14 protein-coding genes are annotated in these 16,715 nt (G+C 60.5%); 8 read left to right on the forward strand and 6 right to left on the reverse strand.

Features of this window, described 5'->3' with window-relative positions; all coding sequences use genetic code 11:
- Positions 1-659 precede the first annotated feature (659 nt).
- The gene (locus AC2ETI_RS30055; RefSeq protein WP_058037130.1) at positions 660-1,334 is read right to left on the reverse strand and encodes a hypothetical protein; all 675 of its coding nucleotides are present in this window, start codon (positions 1,332-1,334) and stop codon (positions 660-662) included.
- Positions 1,335-2,168: 834 nt separating this feature from the next.
- Here AC2ETI_RS30055 and AC2ETI_RS30060 point away from each other — a divergent pair.
- Positions 2,169-2,456, forward strand: coding sequence for a hypothetical protein (locus AC2ETI_RS30060; protein WP_256922264.1), 288 nt, complete (start codon positions 2,169-2,171; stop codon positions 2,454-2,456).
- Positions 2,457-2,717: 261 nt separating this feature from the next.
- Here AC2ETI_RS30060 and AC2ETI_RS30065 read toward each other — a convergent pair whose 3' ends face one another.
- The 5 genes from AC2ETI_RS30065 to AC2ETI_RS30085 all read right to left on the reverse strand — a co-directional run bounded on the left by AC2ETI_RS30065 (position 2,718) and on the right by AC2ETI_RS30085 (position 7,246).
- Positions 2,718-3,239: a hypothetical protein gene (locus tag AC2ETI_RS30065; RefSeq protein ID WP_253741151.1), complete on the reverse strand. Its 522-nt coding sequence runs from the start codon at positions 3,237-3,239 to the stop codon at positions 2,718-2,720.
- 77 nt (positions 3,240-3,316) lie between these two features.
- Complete coding sequence (locus tag AC2ETI_RS30070) at positions 3,317-3,982, reverse strand: hypothetical protein (protein ID WP_058037126.1); 666 nt, start codon at positions 3,980-3,982, stop codon at positions 3,317-3,319.
- Positions 3,983-4,125: 143 nt separating this feature from the next.
- Positions 4,126-6,126, reverse strand: a complete 2,001-nt coding sequence (locus AC2ETI_RS30075; RefSeq protein WP_058037125.1) for a cutinase family protein — start codon at positions 6,124-6,126, stop codon at positions 4,126-4,128.
- Positions 6,127-6,149: 23 nt separating this feature from the next.
- Positions 6,150-6,407, reverse strand: coding sequence for a hypothetical protein (locus tag AC2ETI_RS30080; protein WP_058037124.1), 258 nt, complete (start codon positions 6,405-6,407; stop codon positions 6,150-6,152).
- Positions 6,407-7,246, reverse strand: coding sequence for a sigma-70 family RNA polymerase sigma factor (locus tag AC2ETI_RS30085; protein WP_172826992.1), 840 nt, complete (start codon positions 7,244-7,246; stop codon positions 6,407-6,409). Before AC2ETI_RS30085 ends, AC2ETI_RS30080 begins: the two co-directional genes overlap by 1 nt.
- Before the next feature lie 339 nt (positions 7,247-7,585).
- Between AC2ETI_RS30085 and AC2ETI_RS30090 the strand changes: the two genes are divergently transcribed.
- The 7 genes from AC2ETI_RS30090 (at position 7,586) to AC2ETI_RS30120 (ending at position 16,715) form a co-directional block, all read left to right on the forward strand.
- Positions 7,586-7,840, forward strand: a complete 255-nt coding sequence (locus AC2ETI_RS30090; protein WP_011331715.1) for a hypothetical protein — start codon at positions 7,586-7,588, stop codon at positions 7,838-7,840.
- Complete coding sequence (locus AC2ETI_RS30095; protein ID WP_058037122.1) at positions 7,837-9,030, forward strand: conjugal transfer protein; 1,194 nt, start codon at positions 7,837-7,839, stop codon at positions 9,028-9,030. The genes AC2ETI_RS30090 and AC2ETI_RS30095 overlap by 4 nt, the downstream gene beginning before the upstream one ends.
- Positions 9,031-9,056: 26 nt before the next feature.
- Positions 9,057-9,377, forward strand: coding sequence for a hypothetical protein (locus AC2ETI_RS30100; protein ID WP_084326087.1), 321 nt, complete (start codon positions 9,057-9,059; stop codon positions 9,375-9,377).
- A gap of 139 nt (positions 9,378-9,516) precedes the next feature.
- Positions 9,517-10,122, forward strand: coding sequence for a hypothetical protein (locus AC2ETI_RS30105; RefSeq protein ID WP_058037120.1), 606 nt, complete (start codon positions 9,517-9,519; stop codon positions 10,120-10,122).
- A gap of 37 nt (positions 10,123-10,159) precedes the next feature.
- Positions 10,160-12,655, forward strand: a complete 2,496-nt coding sequence (locus tag AC2ETI_RS30110) for an ATP-binding protein (RefSeq protein ID WP_253741148.1) — start codon at positions 10,160-10,162, stop codon at positions 12,653-12,655.
- Complete coding sequence (locus AC2ETI_RS30115; RefSeq protein WP_058037118.1) at positions 12,652-15,000, forward strand: hypothetical protein; 2,349 nt, start codon at positions 12,652-12,654, stop codon at positions 14,998-15,000. The genes AC2ETI_RS30110 and AC2ETI_RS30115 overlap by 4 nt, the downstream gene beginning before the upstream one ends.
- Complete coding sequence (locus AC2ETI_RS30120; protein ID WP_058037117.1) at positions 15,000-16,715, forward strand: peptidoglycan DD-metalloendopeptidase family protein; 1,716 nt, start codon at positions 15,000-15,002, stop codon at positions 16,713-16,715. The genes AC2ETI_RS30115 and AC2ETI_RS30120 overlap by 1 nt, the downstream gene beginning before the upstream one ends.

Here is a 16,715-nt window from a genome sequence, read left to right on the forward strand (position 1 = left end):
TTCTGACGAGTGGTCTGTAAGGAAAGTTAGCAGGGGTCCTGGACAACTCGCGGTATGCCACGCGTGTGGGGCCGTATGTGTTCAGGCATGTGGGTCGGCATGCGGCACCGCGTGCAATGCCGCGTGTTTGCATGCCGATGTAACTGCAGGTGAACACGTATGTGAACGCGCGTGAGTTACTGCGTGAGTCACTGCGGTAGATTATGCGTGAAGAAATGCGGGTAATAATGCGTGAACACACGCGGACCAAATGGCGTGTAAGAAAACGTGGTCTTCTGCGTGTTGGACTGCCTGCGGTGATACGGGAGATGCAACGTGGTTCTATGCGTGAGTCCCCGCATGATCAGGTGCGGAATGCTCAGCGGTTTGATGGGCGGGTGTGCATCCGTGATGTTTTGCGTGACCGCTCGCAGGATGATGTGCGTGCAGAAGGATGGGCTTGCGTGCGGGGTGGCACTTAGGGTTCTCGTACGGCATGTGGTGCGGGTCTACATGCTGTGCCGCAGGCGGAATCAGTTGCCAATTGGCGTACGGATCCGACTGCTTGTAGGCGAGGGTGACCGGGTGCGTGATCAGAATTCTAGAGCCCCGGACTCACTACTCACTCTGCGTGATTCAACATGGCTTGCTTTGCGTGAAGGTGTGCGTGAAATAGCTGTTTAGCTGTGCTGATGTGGGGTTCGTCGTGGATCGCCGATGGCGCCACGCTGTGCACGCTGCGCCTTGATGCGATGTCCGAGGCCTGCGACGGTGCGGACATCTGCGGCCTGAGCGATGTCGTCAGCCCTGCGAAATCCGTCGAGTTCGACGGCTAGATCGACCAAAGTGTCTTCGAGGATGTCCTCGGCAGCCGCATATAGGTCCCAGAGCTGCTTGAGCTCCCACGCGCGGATGAGGGGATTAGAGAAATAGAGCCCGTCGACGATCTTTTGCACCCGGGCTACCTGGGGATTTGTGCGTTCGTGCGCCTGCGACCAGATCGAAAAGTGGGAACTCGCCGAGCAGGTGACCACAGTTGTGTCCAGTTCGCGAGCAACTGCGGACCAGGATGTGGTCGTTTCGAGGCCTCTGCGCGCATGTCTGGCGGCCTCGCCGAATGCCCGTTGGCACACTGTGGCGTATGCGGCGGCTGAGCGTCGCGCTTGGCTTAGTTCGCGCAGTTCAGACAGGGTGGTGAAGCTTTGGCGTCCGCGAGTGAACTCGGTCGCAGCCAACAGGGCGTCGCTGCTCGTCCATTGAAATCGAGACTGCCTGTATTGGTCGCGGTGCCAGCGGAGATCGTCGATCCATGCCGAGTTGAGCTTGAGGCCCATCTCGCTGCCGGGAACGGTCATAGAACAATGATGACACCACACCGGTGGTGTGTCATCAGTAGTACTAATTGCGTCCCGACGAATCATGCTTATCGCCTTGTTTGGAACTTGAAGGCATTCCGACAATCGCATGCCGGTCATACCGACATACCAGCCAAGCGGCTTCGCAAACATTGCCACTCGCTTTCGAGATCGTCCCAAGGGCGTCCCAATGCCGCATAATACGCCAGTAGAATTGAAATTGATATGAGAGTGGGATGCTTGTGGGACGCCATGCATATGGCCGCGTGATGAAATCAAGCTTGTCACTTCCGCATATGTAGGCAATTAGGTGCTTACGTCTTGGTCGTATCGAAATGATCCGATAGGTTTCTCTAACGGCTGTGGATATGACTTGGGTGCAAGATTCGCGGGTCTTGGGTGAGGTGTCTCGTCGCACCCGAGCTGTCCAGGGAGGGCTGTATAACTCTCAGCAAGATCACTTTAGGTTTTGAGCGAGCGTGTCTCGTTCCCTGTTCAGTATCGGAGATTGACGTGAGTAGCACGCATAACCAAGGCCCGTCTCAGTCGGCTGGCGGGCACCGACCACTCGCCGGGACCTTCCGTTCGGCCGCGGCCCGATCGGTCGAGAGCATCGCTTCCGCGTACATCGAGGGTCACAACGACGAAATTGAACAAGGGTCGGAAGTACCCGCGCATGTGGAGCGCCCCGCCGAGACTGAACCTGCTGGAAGCCAGCAAGATCGGGAGTCAATCGACCGTTCCTCTGACCTGGATGGGGGAGGGAAGTCGTCAAGTGTTCGGGTGCCGGCAAGGTGCCATGCGAAGCTCGAGGAGATGCGGGTGAGCACGGGGATGACGAACGGTCAGATCTTCATCGTCGCGATCGAGGAGACTCATGATCGACTGCCGGAACTGCTCTACCCTGGCGGTCGAATCGGTGGGGGATTATTCGCAGCCCGCGGCATTCGCGCCAAAACGTCACGTGACGATAGTGAGACGCAGGTAACTTACCGACTATTTCATGCCGACTTCGACGTGATTGACCACCTTGTGGCGGAACTGGGCGCAAAATCCCGCTCGCATCTGATCGCGGCGGCGCTGAGCGGATACTTCTTCAAAGACGACGAGCCCGCAATATGACGAGGGGAGTGACGAGGGCGCCTTCAGCGCTTCTTGTTTGCGAGTACCCAAAGGAAAAGAACAAGCACGGGGGAAAAGGCGACAGGGACGGCGAGTACCCAATGCGTCACTGTCCCTGTCTCCACCTCCCTGTTGATCCAAGTCAGTAGAAGGGCTGCGACGAGCCACAGGAACGCGACGTGGCGCCAGCGCAGCCGCCGCAAGAACAGGTTCAGTCCCGCAGGCAGTTTCAGTCTCGACATTCGGTTTGGCATAGCTGGCTCAATTCAGTTGGATATCGACCATGCGGAGTCGGTCGCCGGCAGAAAAGTAGGCAAGCGCGTCAAAGCGCGCTGCCGCCGCTTCAGCCATTTGGACGGCGCTTCCGCGCGCCCGTACAGAAACACCCCATAGATTGCAGGTCTGTTCAGTGGTGGGCATATGGGTAGGTGGGATTCCCAATGCGCCGGCTGTCAGCTGCCGTATATCAGAGTTCTGGTGCCATTTTGGGAACAGATCCAGTTGTGAGAACAGGTGCCTGAGTAGCCCTGTGTGCTCCTCCGGATGGAAGCCGCCCGCGATATGTCCCTCAATGCTGCGGGCCAGCGTTGCGAGCGTGAGGGCCGCCGCGTCGTCGACCAAGGCGTCTCCACTAGCCAGAGAGATCTCCCACGATCGCCCGCTGCCTGTGTCTATTGCCGCAATTTCCCGTACCGGGCGCTCGCCGTTGTCGGTCGCTGCGGTATTGACGTGAACAACAAACAGATCGCGACCGCTGTTGCCGAACGGTGAAGGAGGTGCCATGGCGTGGAGGGTAGCTGCCGGCATGGACTGGATTGCGATCCTTGCCGATGCGGCATTGTCGATCTGAAGTGTCGAAGTCAGTTGTTCTTTGTAGGGGACCGACGATCAGGATAATCGGCGAGGACTGCGGTGGTGAATGCCTGATACTGGGACTCCGCGAAGTCGGCGAAAAGAGTAGCGACCGTCCCGTCGTATGGCTTGCCCTCGATCGTGATTGTTGTTTTCGGCGGGCCCTCGCCAATAGTGGTGTGTCTCTCCAGCGCTCGATGAGTGACTTGGTCCCGCACCAGTTTGAGGAGTCTGAACTTGTTATCGCCCATTAAGGCCTGGCGCCACCGTTCCTGGCCTTCGTGGAGCTGCACACCGTTCTTCCTGATCGCCTCCCTCAGGTGTTCCAGGTCAGACTCGCCATGGCAATCGAACCGCCCTGCTCGTCGCAGTCGATACGCAGCAGCTGCGCAAAGATCGAGGCAAGTCAGGGCCGTGCGCGAGGCAAAATCGATCGGGGCTAGTTGTAGGACATCGAATTGCTCGGGTGCGAAGCGTTCATGGATGTACGTGTCACCCTTGGGGCCAGCAATCTCTTGCGCCAGTCCCGCAGCTATGCGAGTGAACCCCACTTGAAAGGCAGCTGAGGCAATCAGTGCTGAAGCGGCCTCATAGTCTGCGGGGAGTGACTTGAGGCGATCCGAAACAGTGTTTGAGATCGTCAACAGGCGAACGTCGTCACTCGGTCTGCTCATCCCTAATTCTCTCGCACGTCGACGAGTGGATATGTAGAAAATGGGAAAGCGAAAAGGGCCCCACCGTTGGACGGTGAGACCCTTCCCTGGCCGTGCGGTTCATTGTTTGACTGCTTGACTGTGCAGAGATGAGGTCAGGGGAGTCAGGCGGTCACTTTCGCAATCGCGTCGCGGAAGTGGTTGGTCAGATCCTGGAGGGCGGTCGTTCCAGCGGAGTCGATGACCATTTCTCCGTAGCTCTGGTGAGCTCCGGAACCGATGAACGAAGCGAACTTCAGTCCCTCGGTCCCGATCTGTGCCAGTGCATCGGCGCCGTCAGAACCTGCCAGCGCGGTGAGATTCGAGGCGAGCCCACCAAGGTCCCCTGTCTGGGACTGCTGAGTTAGCTGCTGGCCGGTCGCTGACGATGCGGACGCTGCTCCGAGTTTGGCCGGATCAGTCTTCTGTCCACCCCCGAGTGTGCCTACCGCGATCTTCGCGAAGTCGAGGATATGGGGGAGTGCACCCAGACCGGCTCCGATGACATCGCCAGTTTCGATCGCGTGCCAGAGCTGCTTCTGCAGTTCGCCGGCGGAGTTGGCCAAACCGATGATATCGAGGTTGCCTACGAGTCCGACGATCATCGACACGATCTGAGCGGTACCGGACGGGTCGGGGATCATCGCGATGAGTGATGCTGCGGTCTTGTAGTCCAGTCCTGCAGCGAGCTTGACGAGTGGTTCGAAGAGAACATTGATTTGGTCGAACTCGGCGTGCACCGCCTTGACCTTCGCCATGGGATCGAGCGCGGGATCGAGAACGATCTGCGGGATCCGAGTCGTGAAGATGTCGGCGACAGCTGGAATGTTGTTGGCCAATGCGAAGGCATTCGTCCCGATGTGGGTGACCTGATCGATGAGGACACTCGGCTTGATGATCGAGAGCGCGTTCGCGGCAACGGAGAGCCCATCCGCTGGGGTGGAAGTCAAAGGTGAAACCTGATTGGCGAGAGCATCGACGGAAGCCTGCAACTGCGGCACCTGCGCCGCGCCTGTGGCTCCCTGGACTGCCTTCGTTATCGAATCGGCGGCCTTCAATGCGCCGGCCACATCGATACCCTTGACCGTCTCGACGATCTTGCCGGCCGCGAACTCGGGCGTCGATGCGTCCGCTGACTTGAGTGATTGTTCGACGGCGGGATTCTGAGTCACCCACTTGGTCGTATCCGCTACAGGGACCAGAGTGTTTGCAATATCGGATGCCGCTGCGCTCACGCTGGCGAGGTCGGGAGATCCAGACTGGAGCTGCTTCTGCAGAGCGTCGACGTTGCCGGCAAGGCCCGGGAGATCAACCTTCGAGTAGTCCGAAACCAGGGCGTTCTGCAGGGCCGCTGTGTTGGGCTGAGAGCCATCACTCTGCTGTGGACCGGATGCAGTAGGGGGCTGTGAAAGTACTCGGCCGAGACCGGCAAGTAACCCGTCCTTGTTGCTGTTCGTCGAGCAGTACAGGTCGTCGGGTGCGCAGTACGACCGCGTTACCGAGGCGGTCTTTCCGAATCCGCCTGGCCGCGCCCCCGCAATACCGACTCCGTCGACAGGTGGACCGACGAGAGTGTTGTCCTCGCTCGGACTCTGTCGGGGATCGGCAACCAAGCCGACCGCGTTCAGCTTCTCCGCGGGAATCGGACCCTTGTCGTGCCCGATCAGCCACGTCAGATCGCCCGCGACATCCGCCCCTTGGCTGTAACCACCGAGAGCGAAAACAGTACTAGGGCACTCCGCTGCCCGGGTCTGCATGACTCTCGCGGCAGCCTCTATTCCGGTGGCCTTACTCGTTCCGTAAGTCTTGCCCTTGTTGAACGCGGATGCTTCGTAGGCAGGGTAAGTGACTTTGAGGGAGTTTCCGAACTGCTGAACAAGCGGATCAGTCACTTGCTTGAGAAGGCCCGTCGCCACCGAAGAATCTGCTCCCGAATCTGTCTCGAACGTCCCCGTCATCATGACCACCTCCGCAGTGGGGCAGCCTGCAGAAGCCGGTGCGGCATGAGCGGTCCCCGGCGTTGAGATCGTGAGCAGAGTTGACGCCACGGCTGCTGTAAGAAGGGTTGCCGAACCCACCGAACGGGCGCGTCGGTAGTCGGTAGATGGGGAAGCGATGGTCGTCATGACAGATCTCTTTTCGTCATCAATTACAGCGAGGGGAAAGTGGAAAAACCGCTGCCCGAATGTGCGGTCACGGTGTTCGGCAGAAGGTCGACGACCGTGAGGACGGCGCGGTGAGCGAGCGACATCAGCTGTCCCAAAAGTTCGGGATGACTCACGGAAGGGATACGTAGCGCAGCGTCGAAACTTCCAGCAGTCTCAAAAAGAAGGGACGATTCCTTCATCACGAAGCCAGCGATCAGGAAGCACACCAGCAACGAAACTGCGTCGAGAGTTCGAGTCATCACAAAGCCTGCTCGATCGGCCGGGCGCTGCGCGATGCACGGGCGAAGCGCGCATGATCGGACGTCTGATTCGAAGTTCCTACGCTGTTCCGAATCTTCGACACAGCGCGATAGAGCCGCTGACGAAGTGCGGCCGAGGTCATGCCGATCTCAGCCGCGATCGATGTCAGATCGGTGTCGGTCTGGTCGAGATATGCGCGCTGAATCAAAGCTCGGTCGGTGCCGTTGATGACTCCGTTCCGTACAGCCCAAGCGAGCAAGTCCTGGGCGAGAAATGGGTTCTCGGTTTCCGCCTCAGGAGCATCGGAACGATCCATCAGATCCGACGCGGGGATCTCACCGGCAAAGGTGTTCTCGTGTGCGATCTTCTTCAAAGTCCGCAAAAAGAGAGCTGCATAAATGTTCTCTCCGGACGGGCGATACTCGGCTATCAATGACATGAAAGTGGCGATTGTGGTGGCCGCACGCTCGTCGTAAGCGTGGTAGGAATCGAAACCGGCCACCCGCGCGTGACGGGTCAACGAGATCAACTTCCCGAGCATCAGCTGCAATAGCGCTCGCCCCGCGAGAACGCTGCCCTCCTGGTGGAGGGTCAACAGTGCCAGCAGTACGGCGTCGCGATCGAGACGATGGGCGCCGGCCAAGTCGTTGAGTTCCTGAACCTGATTCAAGGCCGGCTGATTGACCGACCATGTGAGCACCTCTGCCGCTGCTGAGGGTCGTGCGCACAGCTGCATCCATTCGGTGTTCAGACGGCTGTAAAGGTCGCCTCGAGCCGCGACATGGGACGGCAAGGCGGACGACGAATGGCTGGGGGCGGTTGCTGCGTGGGTGGACATTTCCACGGGTCTCCTCTGTGCGCGTGCGAGGTTGGTCTCGCGCCCAGTAGAGCAGCCCTATATTGCCTCTGACCTGCATGTTTGTTGTTGTCAGGGGAGTGTTTGTTGTTGCCGGAGATGTTGTTGCCGCGAGCTTTGCCGTGAGTAGATGCGCGTGCATCGAAGGCATCGACGTGCACGTTTGAACCTCTGGCAACAAGCAACTGACCGCGCTCGGAAAAAACTTTGAAAAAGTTCGGCGAGCTCTGTCACTCAGGTCTTCGCGCCCGGATCTTCCTACAAGTAGAAGCCCACAAAATCGGTGCGGCTTTCACACTCGCCAGTCGCCAGGAGGACCGGATGCACGACTCGATGCAAGCGCTACTGCACGATCTCGGCTACGCCCATGCCATTGCTGAGGAGATCCGTCGAGTCGCTGCGGCTCTCACACGAAACCCATTCGACGAAGATGCCAGCGCCGCGCTCTCGTTGTTGGTATTCGCAGAGGCGCCGGCCGCTCGTGCAGCGCTTGCACGGGCAATGAGCGCCGACATCTCGGACGGCGAATCAGAACTCGACTCGTCAGAGCAGCCGTCCGAGGCAGGTATCCGATGAACATTGATTGGAAGAAGATCAACAACTTCGGGCGCACTCCGAAACGGAAGCAGGATGGTTCCGCAACCGCCGATTCCGCCGAGACGATCGTCGATGAAGTAGAGGAGCGTGTCCGCGCAGAGCGAGTTCAGTGGGGCCTTCGTCAGCAGTGGACTACACGCGCAATTCGCGGTGCGATCATCGCCGCTCTCGTCGCAGGAATTGTCTCACTGCTGCTCGTCGTATTCGGCTCGTCGTCAACTCCGGCAGTCGTCAAAGCAACTGACAACGAAGCACAAAGCATTGACACCGCAGCACAAGCCCAAGCCGAAGATGTAGCCCGTCAACTGGTCGTGACGTGGCTTCAAGGCAGCCGAGGAAACGAGCGTGAGATCGAACGGTTCGTTGCCACGCCACCGAATCTTCCGGCATCTGCGCTCTACGTTGCGACGGACCCCGCCATCGCATCAATTGCCTTCGATCGCAACGCACGAACCTACGCCGTGACGGTATCGGTCTCGGTACGCCCCGCCAACGATGCCTCCGCAACAATCGTTCGGCGCTACTTCCAAGTTCCTGTTGTTGTGACCGAATCCGGTGCGCGCGCCGCCACACTTCCTTCCGAAGTTGCGCAGCCGTCGACAGCTGTAGACCTTCAACTCGGATATAAGTTCCGAGTCGCGAATCACCCGATCGGAACCTCGGCCAACCAGTTCCTCGCCGCACTTCTGACAGGCAACGGCGAGGTTGCTCGCTACCTGACGCCGGGGGTCTCCATCGCACCGATCGTCCCGGCGCCATACCGCAGCATCGCACTCACCGATGTGCTCTCCTCGGTCGATCTCAGTGCGTCGAACTCGGCTGCACCGCGTTCAGATGGCGACGTCGTGCGCTTGTTGATCACTGCATCTTTGAAGATCACCGACGCCGAATCTGTCAACGGTCAGTACGCGCTGACGATGACTTCCCGCGGCGGTCGCTGGGAAGTCAGCGCCATCGACTCAACGCCGCTCTTTGCCACTACTGCCCCTCGCCGCGACGTCAATTCGTCGACCACGAGCGCCCCGACCCCGTCGACTCCGAAGAACGCTCCGTCGACTTCCGCATCGACATCCGTAGCGCCGACTCAGGCTCCCGCGCCAAGCCAAACTCCCGGATTGTCGCTTCCAGCTGTCGGCGAAGTCCCACTGTTTTCCCCTTCAGGAAACTGACCCCTCGAACCGAAAGGTGACCCATCATGTCCCTCGCACTCGCCGCCGCTGACCCCAACACCGCGATCCTTGCCGCCGGCGTCTTCGAAAAGATCGGAGAGCTGACCACCAATGGAAAGGTCGCCCTCCAATCCGCCGCCAGCTGCCTGGTCCTGTTCTTCCTTCTCCGGAACTTGATCCAGTCCTTCACGATCGCCCGGCTGGTCGTCTCCGCTCTCATCGGGGCTGCAGCGCTCTGGGTCGTCTTCAACATGGACTCCCTCAAAGACCGAACCGGAGAGGACCTGGCCATCTCTGTCGTGCAGGTCGTAGAAGCGCCGGACCCGGGTCTGGATCTGCCCGTGTAAACGGCGACCGCGCGCCCATTCGGATCGCCCTTCACCGACCCTGACAAGGAGGACTGCAGATGTCCGAGGTAACCACCGCGGCAACGGACGCGACCACACGAGCACACCGACAGAACTCCTCACGCGAGTCGGTGCCCGCATGAACGACGACAACAATGTCGAAGTCATCAAAGACTTCACAACAGCTCGGAAAATCCCTCAGCTGATCGGCCGCACACCCGACGGTAAGAAGCTCCCTTTCGGCCCCTACACAGTCCCGCAAGCAGTCAGTGGCGCCGCCGTCGGAGCAATCCTGTGGCTCCTGCACCCGTTGTGGCTCGGCGACAACATCACGTGGAACGTCGGATTTTTCGTCGCATGCTGCGGCGGCACGGTGTTCGTCGTCGGCAAACTCCGATTGGCCGGCCGAAGCCCAGCATCTGTCGCTCAAGGGGTCAAAAAGTCCGTCTTCGCGCCGCCTGAGGCCAAGCTGAAGATCAACGGCAAACGCGTGAATATCCGAGCACCGCACCTTGTTCACGCCGGCGGCTACATCACTGCCGATCCGCGCATCGAGGACCAACTCGTCGCTGCTGTGGAACCCGAATTCCCTTCTGAATCTGTACCGGTCGCACACAACGCTGTCGGCACTCGGTCGCGACCTCAGGAACTGCCCGCCCTCTCACCTAACGACCCCGCCCCGCGCCCCGGCCGATCAAGCGTCAAGGAACTCCTTGCGCTGGCCAACGCCGGAAACCCCGAGTAGAAAGCGATCCGCCGCAATGGAACAGCCAACTCTGTCGATGGCAGCAAATATCCGGTGGACGAAATCCGGTGTCGTGTGGGCCGACTACGTACTGAGCGGAATGGACTACGGCTACCGACCCAACGTCGACAAGCGCACCGCCCGGACTCTGCACACGATGCTCGTGCGCGCACTGCCCGGCGAATCGATGTTGATGGGCATCGCGTCGTCGCTGAGTGCGGAAGCGGTCGTGGCGAGAATGACCGAAGGGGTTGATCTCGACGTCCACACAGACTGGGCGATCGAATGCGAAGCGACCCTCGACTCCATCGAGCTCTATCGCCCCGGCCAACGAGTGTTCTATCTGAGCATCCCCCTGACAACGACCGGACTCGCAGGACAGGCAAAAGCCGCCACGCACGCCGCATGGACGTCGCTGTCGGACTTCATCGGACTCCCTCGAACCTCCGTCCCCGAAGACGAGGTCCGGGCGCGTATTCGCCAAGCGGATCTCATCGTCGCCGATATCCCCGCAGTCTTCGAAGCTCGACCGGCAACACCAGCACAGATGGTTTGGCTCTGGCAGCACTCCATGACCCGCGGCCTCCATGTCGATCGAGACATGCCTGGCGCCGCGTCCACGCCTTCCCCGAAATCGGGAGCGGCGCTCGCCCCAGCACGACTCGACGAAGGCGCGCAATCAGATCGCGATGCGCCCACGACTTGGTGGCGTCCGAAGGTTCCCACATTCAGTCGAGTTCTCAAGGTCGACCAGCCCTACGACATCGATGATCGGCCGGCGTCGTACCAGGTGATTCTCGCGCTAGCGGATATGCCCTCCGGTGGTGTCCTCTTTCCCGGCTCGGAATTCTTTTCCCTGGCGGATGACTTCGGAGACATCGACGTCGATTTCGTTGCTCGCCTCAAGGTGACAGCAGGCACTGACGTGATGCGTGCGAACAAGCGTGCGCTGGAAAACCTCAAAGAACAGTACGAGCAGCGGGAAGGCGAGCTGGCAGGCGGACAGGGCGCCCTCGATATCGCAGCCTCTGCACTGACCGAGTACAGCTCGCTTCTCGAAACCAACCGTGACGAGGTCGAAGTTGCCTGGACAGCGCTTTTTGCCGTAGGCGCGCCCACCGAAGAGCAGGCCCTCGCTGAAGCCCAAACAGTGAAGAAGTCCTTTGAACATCAGGACTACAAGCTGGTCGCGCCGCTCGGATTTCAAGAGGACTTGTGGTGGGCGATGATTCCAGGCGTTCCCTCGTCGAAGATCGTGCGCGAATTCGGGCACATCACCACCTCGACACATTTTGCTGCCTACATGCCGTTCACTCGCAACGATCTGGGCGACAGTTCCGGACCTCTGCTCGCACTGAACATCACGGCAGCCCGGATCGGTGCGGTACACAACGACATACTCGGTAAGTCCCTCCGCGACCAGTCCTCTTCGTGGGCTGTCACCGGGGAGCTCGGATCCGGAAAGTCCGTCACCATGAAGGTGATTGCCGGTCACGTCGTCGACTGCGGCGGCCAGGTCATCGGTATCGATCAAAGTGACCTCGGTGAATACGCCAACTGGGCTCGGGCGGTCACGGATGCGGTCATCGTTGATCTGGTCGAGCCCGATTACAGCACCGACCCACTGCGGATCTTCCCGCCCAACATCGCGGCGGAGATGACGCAATCGGTGATGCTGGCGTTGCTGCGAATCCAGCCGACATCAACGCACGGCAAGGCGCTGGCCAAGGTGCTCGAACCGTCCTATCGCGCGAAGCACCCCTACGCAGGGCTTGGCGAGCTCACCGAGCACCTCCTCTCCGCCGACTGCCTGATCGACGGTGCCTACGACCTCGGCGAGGAGATGAACGTCTACGCCCGGTTGACCTATGCCGCAGCGCTCTTCGCGAAAGACCTTCCGGCATTGCCGATCACCGCGCCGGCGATCATCTTCCGCACCCACCGCGTGGAGCTCCCCACCCAGCTGCAGACAGAGAAGCAGCACCTGTACGACAATCTGCCGCTCGAGAAGCGATTCGGTCACGCCGTCTACACACTCATCGCGAAGATCGCCCGCGGTCAGTGCTTCGCCGACGCCGACCAGATGGCGCTGTTCCTCGTCGACGAAGCTCATCACCTTCTCAACGCCGACGACGGTATCGACATCGTCGAAGATTTCGTACTTCAAGGCCGAAAGTCCTCTGCAGCAGTGGGATTAGGTGATCAGGACTGCGCGTTCGGGACACCGAAACTTCGCGGCCTCATCAAAACCCGATTTGTTCATCGCCACACCGACGAAGGCCTCGCCAAGCGCGCGATCGAGTGGCTGGGCCTGGACCCAGAGAACCAAGACCTGGTCAAAGAGCTCACGGAGCAGACAGCGCCGGTCACGGGAAAAGACGGCTACGTCGAGCCGCACCGCCGAGGCGAGGGCTACATGCGAGACGGCAGCGGAAACGTCGGCCGCATCAAAACTCTTCTCCCCGCCACCGAATCGCGCCGTGAAGCCGCGCTGACCACCCCGAAAGACAACAAGAAGCTGGTGAAGGCATGACCTCGACCGCGGCGCACCCCCTCGACCAGGACGCTGTCGAGGGCAGTCCCGAAGCCCGCGAGTACTTCAGCGTCCGCGCCGCGGTCACACACTCACTGCGTTGGCTCCTGCACTCCGCCAGCCGGATCGCCCAAGCGTGGATTCCCGAATCCTGGTTGGTCGTCATCATGTACGTGAGCAAACCGATCTCTCGCTGGCTGTGGTCACGCTGGTGGAGCCGCCTGCTCATTCGGGTGGCCGCGGGATGGCACGCTCTTGGTGCACTTTTGCTGATTTTCGCTACGCCCGCGGCTGCGGACCCCAGCGGAGGAGGAGGTGCATCACCGTTCTTCGCATGGATGGCGCTCAAGGACACGCACGGAATCGACGCCTGGAGCTACTTCCTCTCGATCGACAAGGGCAACGCCTCAATGGGCGGCGGCTGGAGAATGATCTGGGCGTACATCATCACCCTCGAATACGAGGTCTTCCGATTCATGATGGCGACGGCGATCTGGTTCATCACTTACGCGTTGTCCTTCGACTGGATCGAAATGATTCTCACGCCGGTCCGCACCATCGCAGACTCCGTCACCTCGATCACCGACCAATTCGCGCTCACCCCACTGATGTTGACCATCGCCGGATTCAGCGTGGCCGTGTGGTTCGTACGCGGGCGCTTCTCCACGGGCATCTACGAACTGCTCATGTCGTGTGTCATCGCGGCCGCGGCCGTCGGATTTCTCGCCAACCCCCTCGACCGGGTCGTCGGTAACGACGGCCTGGTCTTCGCTGCACGCGATGCCGGACTCGAAGTCGCGTCGGGACTGGCGAACGGTGGAAATACCAGCGGCAACGCCGATCAGCAGATCGACACCATCAAATCGACCCTCGTAGATACCTTCCTGCGCCAGCCCACTCAGCTGATCAACTTCGGGGTCGTGCTTGATGCGCCGGACAACAACGGCAAGTGCGTCAAGGAATTCGACGAGGCTTACGCCGCGACCCCGGACGGGCCCGGGGTCATGGACAAGGTGCAAGAGAAGGTTGGTGACATTCTTCCCGGCGCGGGGGCGGCCCTGGATCTGCTCAATCCGGATGACAAGCCTGAAGATCGCATCAAAGACGCGATCGCGGCGTGTGATGGCGATGACGGTCCGATGAAGCAATACGCCGACAATCCTGGCCCTGGTCAAGCGATGGGTCTGCTCTTCTTGATCTTCGCCGGCACCCTGCTGATGCTCTTCGCGATCTACCTGGCGGGCAGGTTGGTTCTCGCTGCAGGGGTTTCGATCGGCAACGCCATCAAATCCATCCCTGGCATCGTCGTTGCCATCGCACCGTCGATGCGTGGACAGTTTTGGCGCACGATCGCCAACGTCGCGATGTCGCTGCTGCAGATGATGTTTTCCATAGTTTTCCTGGTCGGATACGTGCTCGTCGTCCAAGACCTTTTCGCTTCAGACGAATCGAATCTCATCCGCACCGTCTTCTTCGTCGACATCTTCCTGATCGTCGCACTCCTCCTCTTCCGTCGCGCGATCAAGGGTCTGCAACGGATGTCGGACAGTCTGGCGTCGATTTTGGCGAAGCGACCCGATGCCGCACCGACATCCATCACCAGATCTACCCCTACGTCGGGTCGAGATATCGCGTTGATGGCTGCGCAGGGCCGGCAGATCTACCGTGGCGGCAAGGCCGCGGTCCAGGGCGCAGGCAAGATCGCGAAGAAAGCGACCACATCAACCAAGGCCGTTGGCTCAGTAGCTGGCACCGCGACGTCGACTGCGGTAACGGGAGGCGTCGCTGCCGCAGTCTGGGCGGGCACGAAAGCAGTCTCCGGAGCGAAGAAGGCCAAGAAGTCGATCGACAATCTCTCCGACCCGGCCACGATGGCCCGTTCACAGTCCTCGGGTTCACGGTCCTCTACGAGCTCACCGAGCCGTGGAACCGGTGCGGATAGCGCGGCGGCCGCGGTGCGCAGTCGACTTTCGAAATCGGCTGTCGCAGACAAACCGGGCATCAAGAAGTCGATTGGCACGGCGCCGTCGGGTCTTGCTCCGGAGCGTGGACAAGTTCGCAGTTCAGCATCGAAAACTGTTGCACCAGACGGTCGGGCCTTCCGCGAATTCACCACCGATTCCGGTGCGCCGCTGCTGTTGCCCACCACTCCCACCCGCGCCCCGAAGGCGCCGAAGCCAACCGCCGCGCCGGCACGTCCGCCCGCCGCTCCAGTTGTTCCCGCCGTCAACATTCCCACCGGATCCGGCTCCAGAACTGCCGGACTGATGGCGGCGGCAGCTCAAGCAGGAGCGGGTAACGCGAGGACCCCGCAGCCGAGCTCGCTGACCCGGCGGCCTCGCTGATGACGCTCCTCGCCGCACCACCGTCCCCCGATTCGGGAAGTTCGTCGAAGAAGTGGTGGTGGATCCTCATCTCCGTGCCGATCGTGTGCATGGTCGTGCTGATGGCGCCGATTCTCGTCATCTTGTCCCTCACCGGTGAGGACACCACCTGCGGTCAGCCGACCGGTACCGACATTCGTGCAGACGGATCGTTGGTAGGTCTGAAACCCGGATCTCTGGCAGTTCCGATGGCCGAAGGTACGTACACGATCAGCTCGCCGTTCGGCATGCGAGAAGGCGGAATGCATGACGGACAAGATTACGCGGCCCCGCTGGATACCCCCTTCTACGCTGCAGGAGACGGTGAAGTCGTCGTCGCTGGACCGGCCTCGGGCTACGGACACTGGATCCGCATCCGGCACACCATCGACGGGCAGACCGTCGAATCTCTCTACGGGCACATGACCGCAGCAGGAGTGCTCGTCAAAGCCGGCGACAAGGTCACCGCAGGCCAACTCATCGGCAAAGTCGGCAGCGAAGGACAATCCAGCGGCCCGCACCTGCACTTCGGTATCTACCCAGGACAATGGTCGATGGGCGGTGGAGTCGACCCGGTTCCCTGGCTCAAGCAACGAGGAACCGCCTCCCCTGCAGCAGCCTCCGCCCCAACGCAGCCCGATGCAGAGTTGGTGGCGAAATCCACCCCCGCCGGCACGGGCGGTCTCAACGCAAGCCAAACGGCGCTGGCGAAACAAGCTGTCGCCATAGGCGAGTCCATGGGCGTTCCTGATCAAGGAATCGTAGTTGCCTTGGCCACCATGAGCCAGGAATCGACTTACCGAATGCTCGCCAGCTCCAACGTGCCCGAGTCGCTGCAATATCCCCACGACGGCGTCGGAAGCGATCACCTCTCGGTCAATCAATACCAACAACAAGTCGGCATCTGGGGCACCGCGGAAGAGCTGATGAACCCCGTAACGGCGAACGTCAAATTCTTTGACGCGTTGCTCAAAGTTTCGGGCTGGCAATCCATGCCAGTCACCGTCGCCGCCCAAACCGTGCAGGGATCGGCTCACCCGGAGGCATACGCCGACGACGAAACGCTCGCTCGGCAACTAGCTTCGCAGTTCAAAGGTTCAGGCAAAGACCTGACGCCGCAGGAGCTGGCAGACATCGTCAAGGGTGGCGCCGCAACAACGATCATCGACGGCGGCGCCTGCGCGCCTGGGACCTCGAACCCCGGTGGACCTCAGTTCAAGCCGGGTGGGCCGTTCGGAGCGAACGTGATCGCTGCGGCCTCCCAATGGATCGGAACAACGTACGCGTGGGGAGGCGGAGATCAGAACGGTCCAACGAAAGGCATCAGTGATGGTGGCGGGGCAGGAGATGCGAACGGCGATTCGAACAAGGTCGGCTTCGACTGCTCAGGCTTGACGTTGTACGCGGTTTACCAAGCCTCCGGTGGCCAAATTTTGCTCCCTCACTTCACCGGAAGTCATTCCAACCCCGGCCAGCTGTACGACTCCCGAGGCCAAGACATTCCGTTCGACCAGAAGCGTCCAGGTGACCTGATCTACTTCGGCGCAGGCGGCGACACCCATCACGTCGGCATTTTCTACGGCACCGAAAACGGTCAGGACATGTTGCTCAACGCCCCGGAATCGGGGAAAAGCGTCTCGATCATGCCGCTCTCCGGCTGGGCCGGCGAAGAGATGTACGTCAAACGATTCGGATAG

Source organism: Rhodococcus sp. MurmanLake-1 (assembly GCF_056945715.1).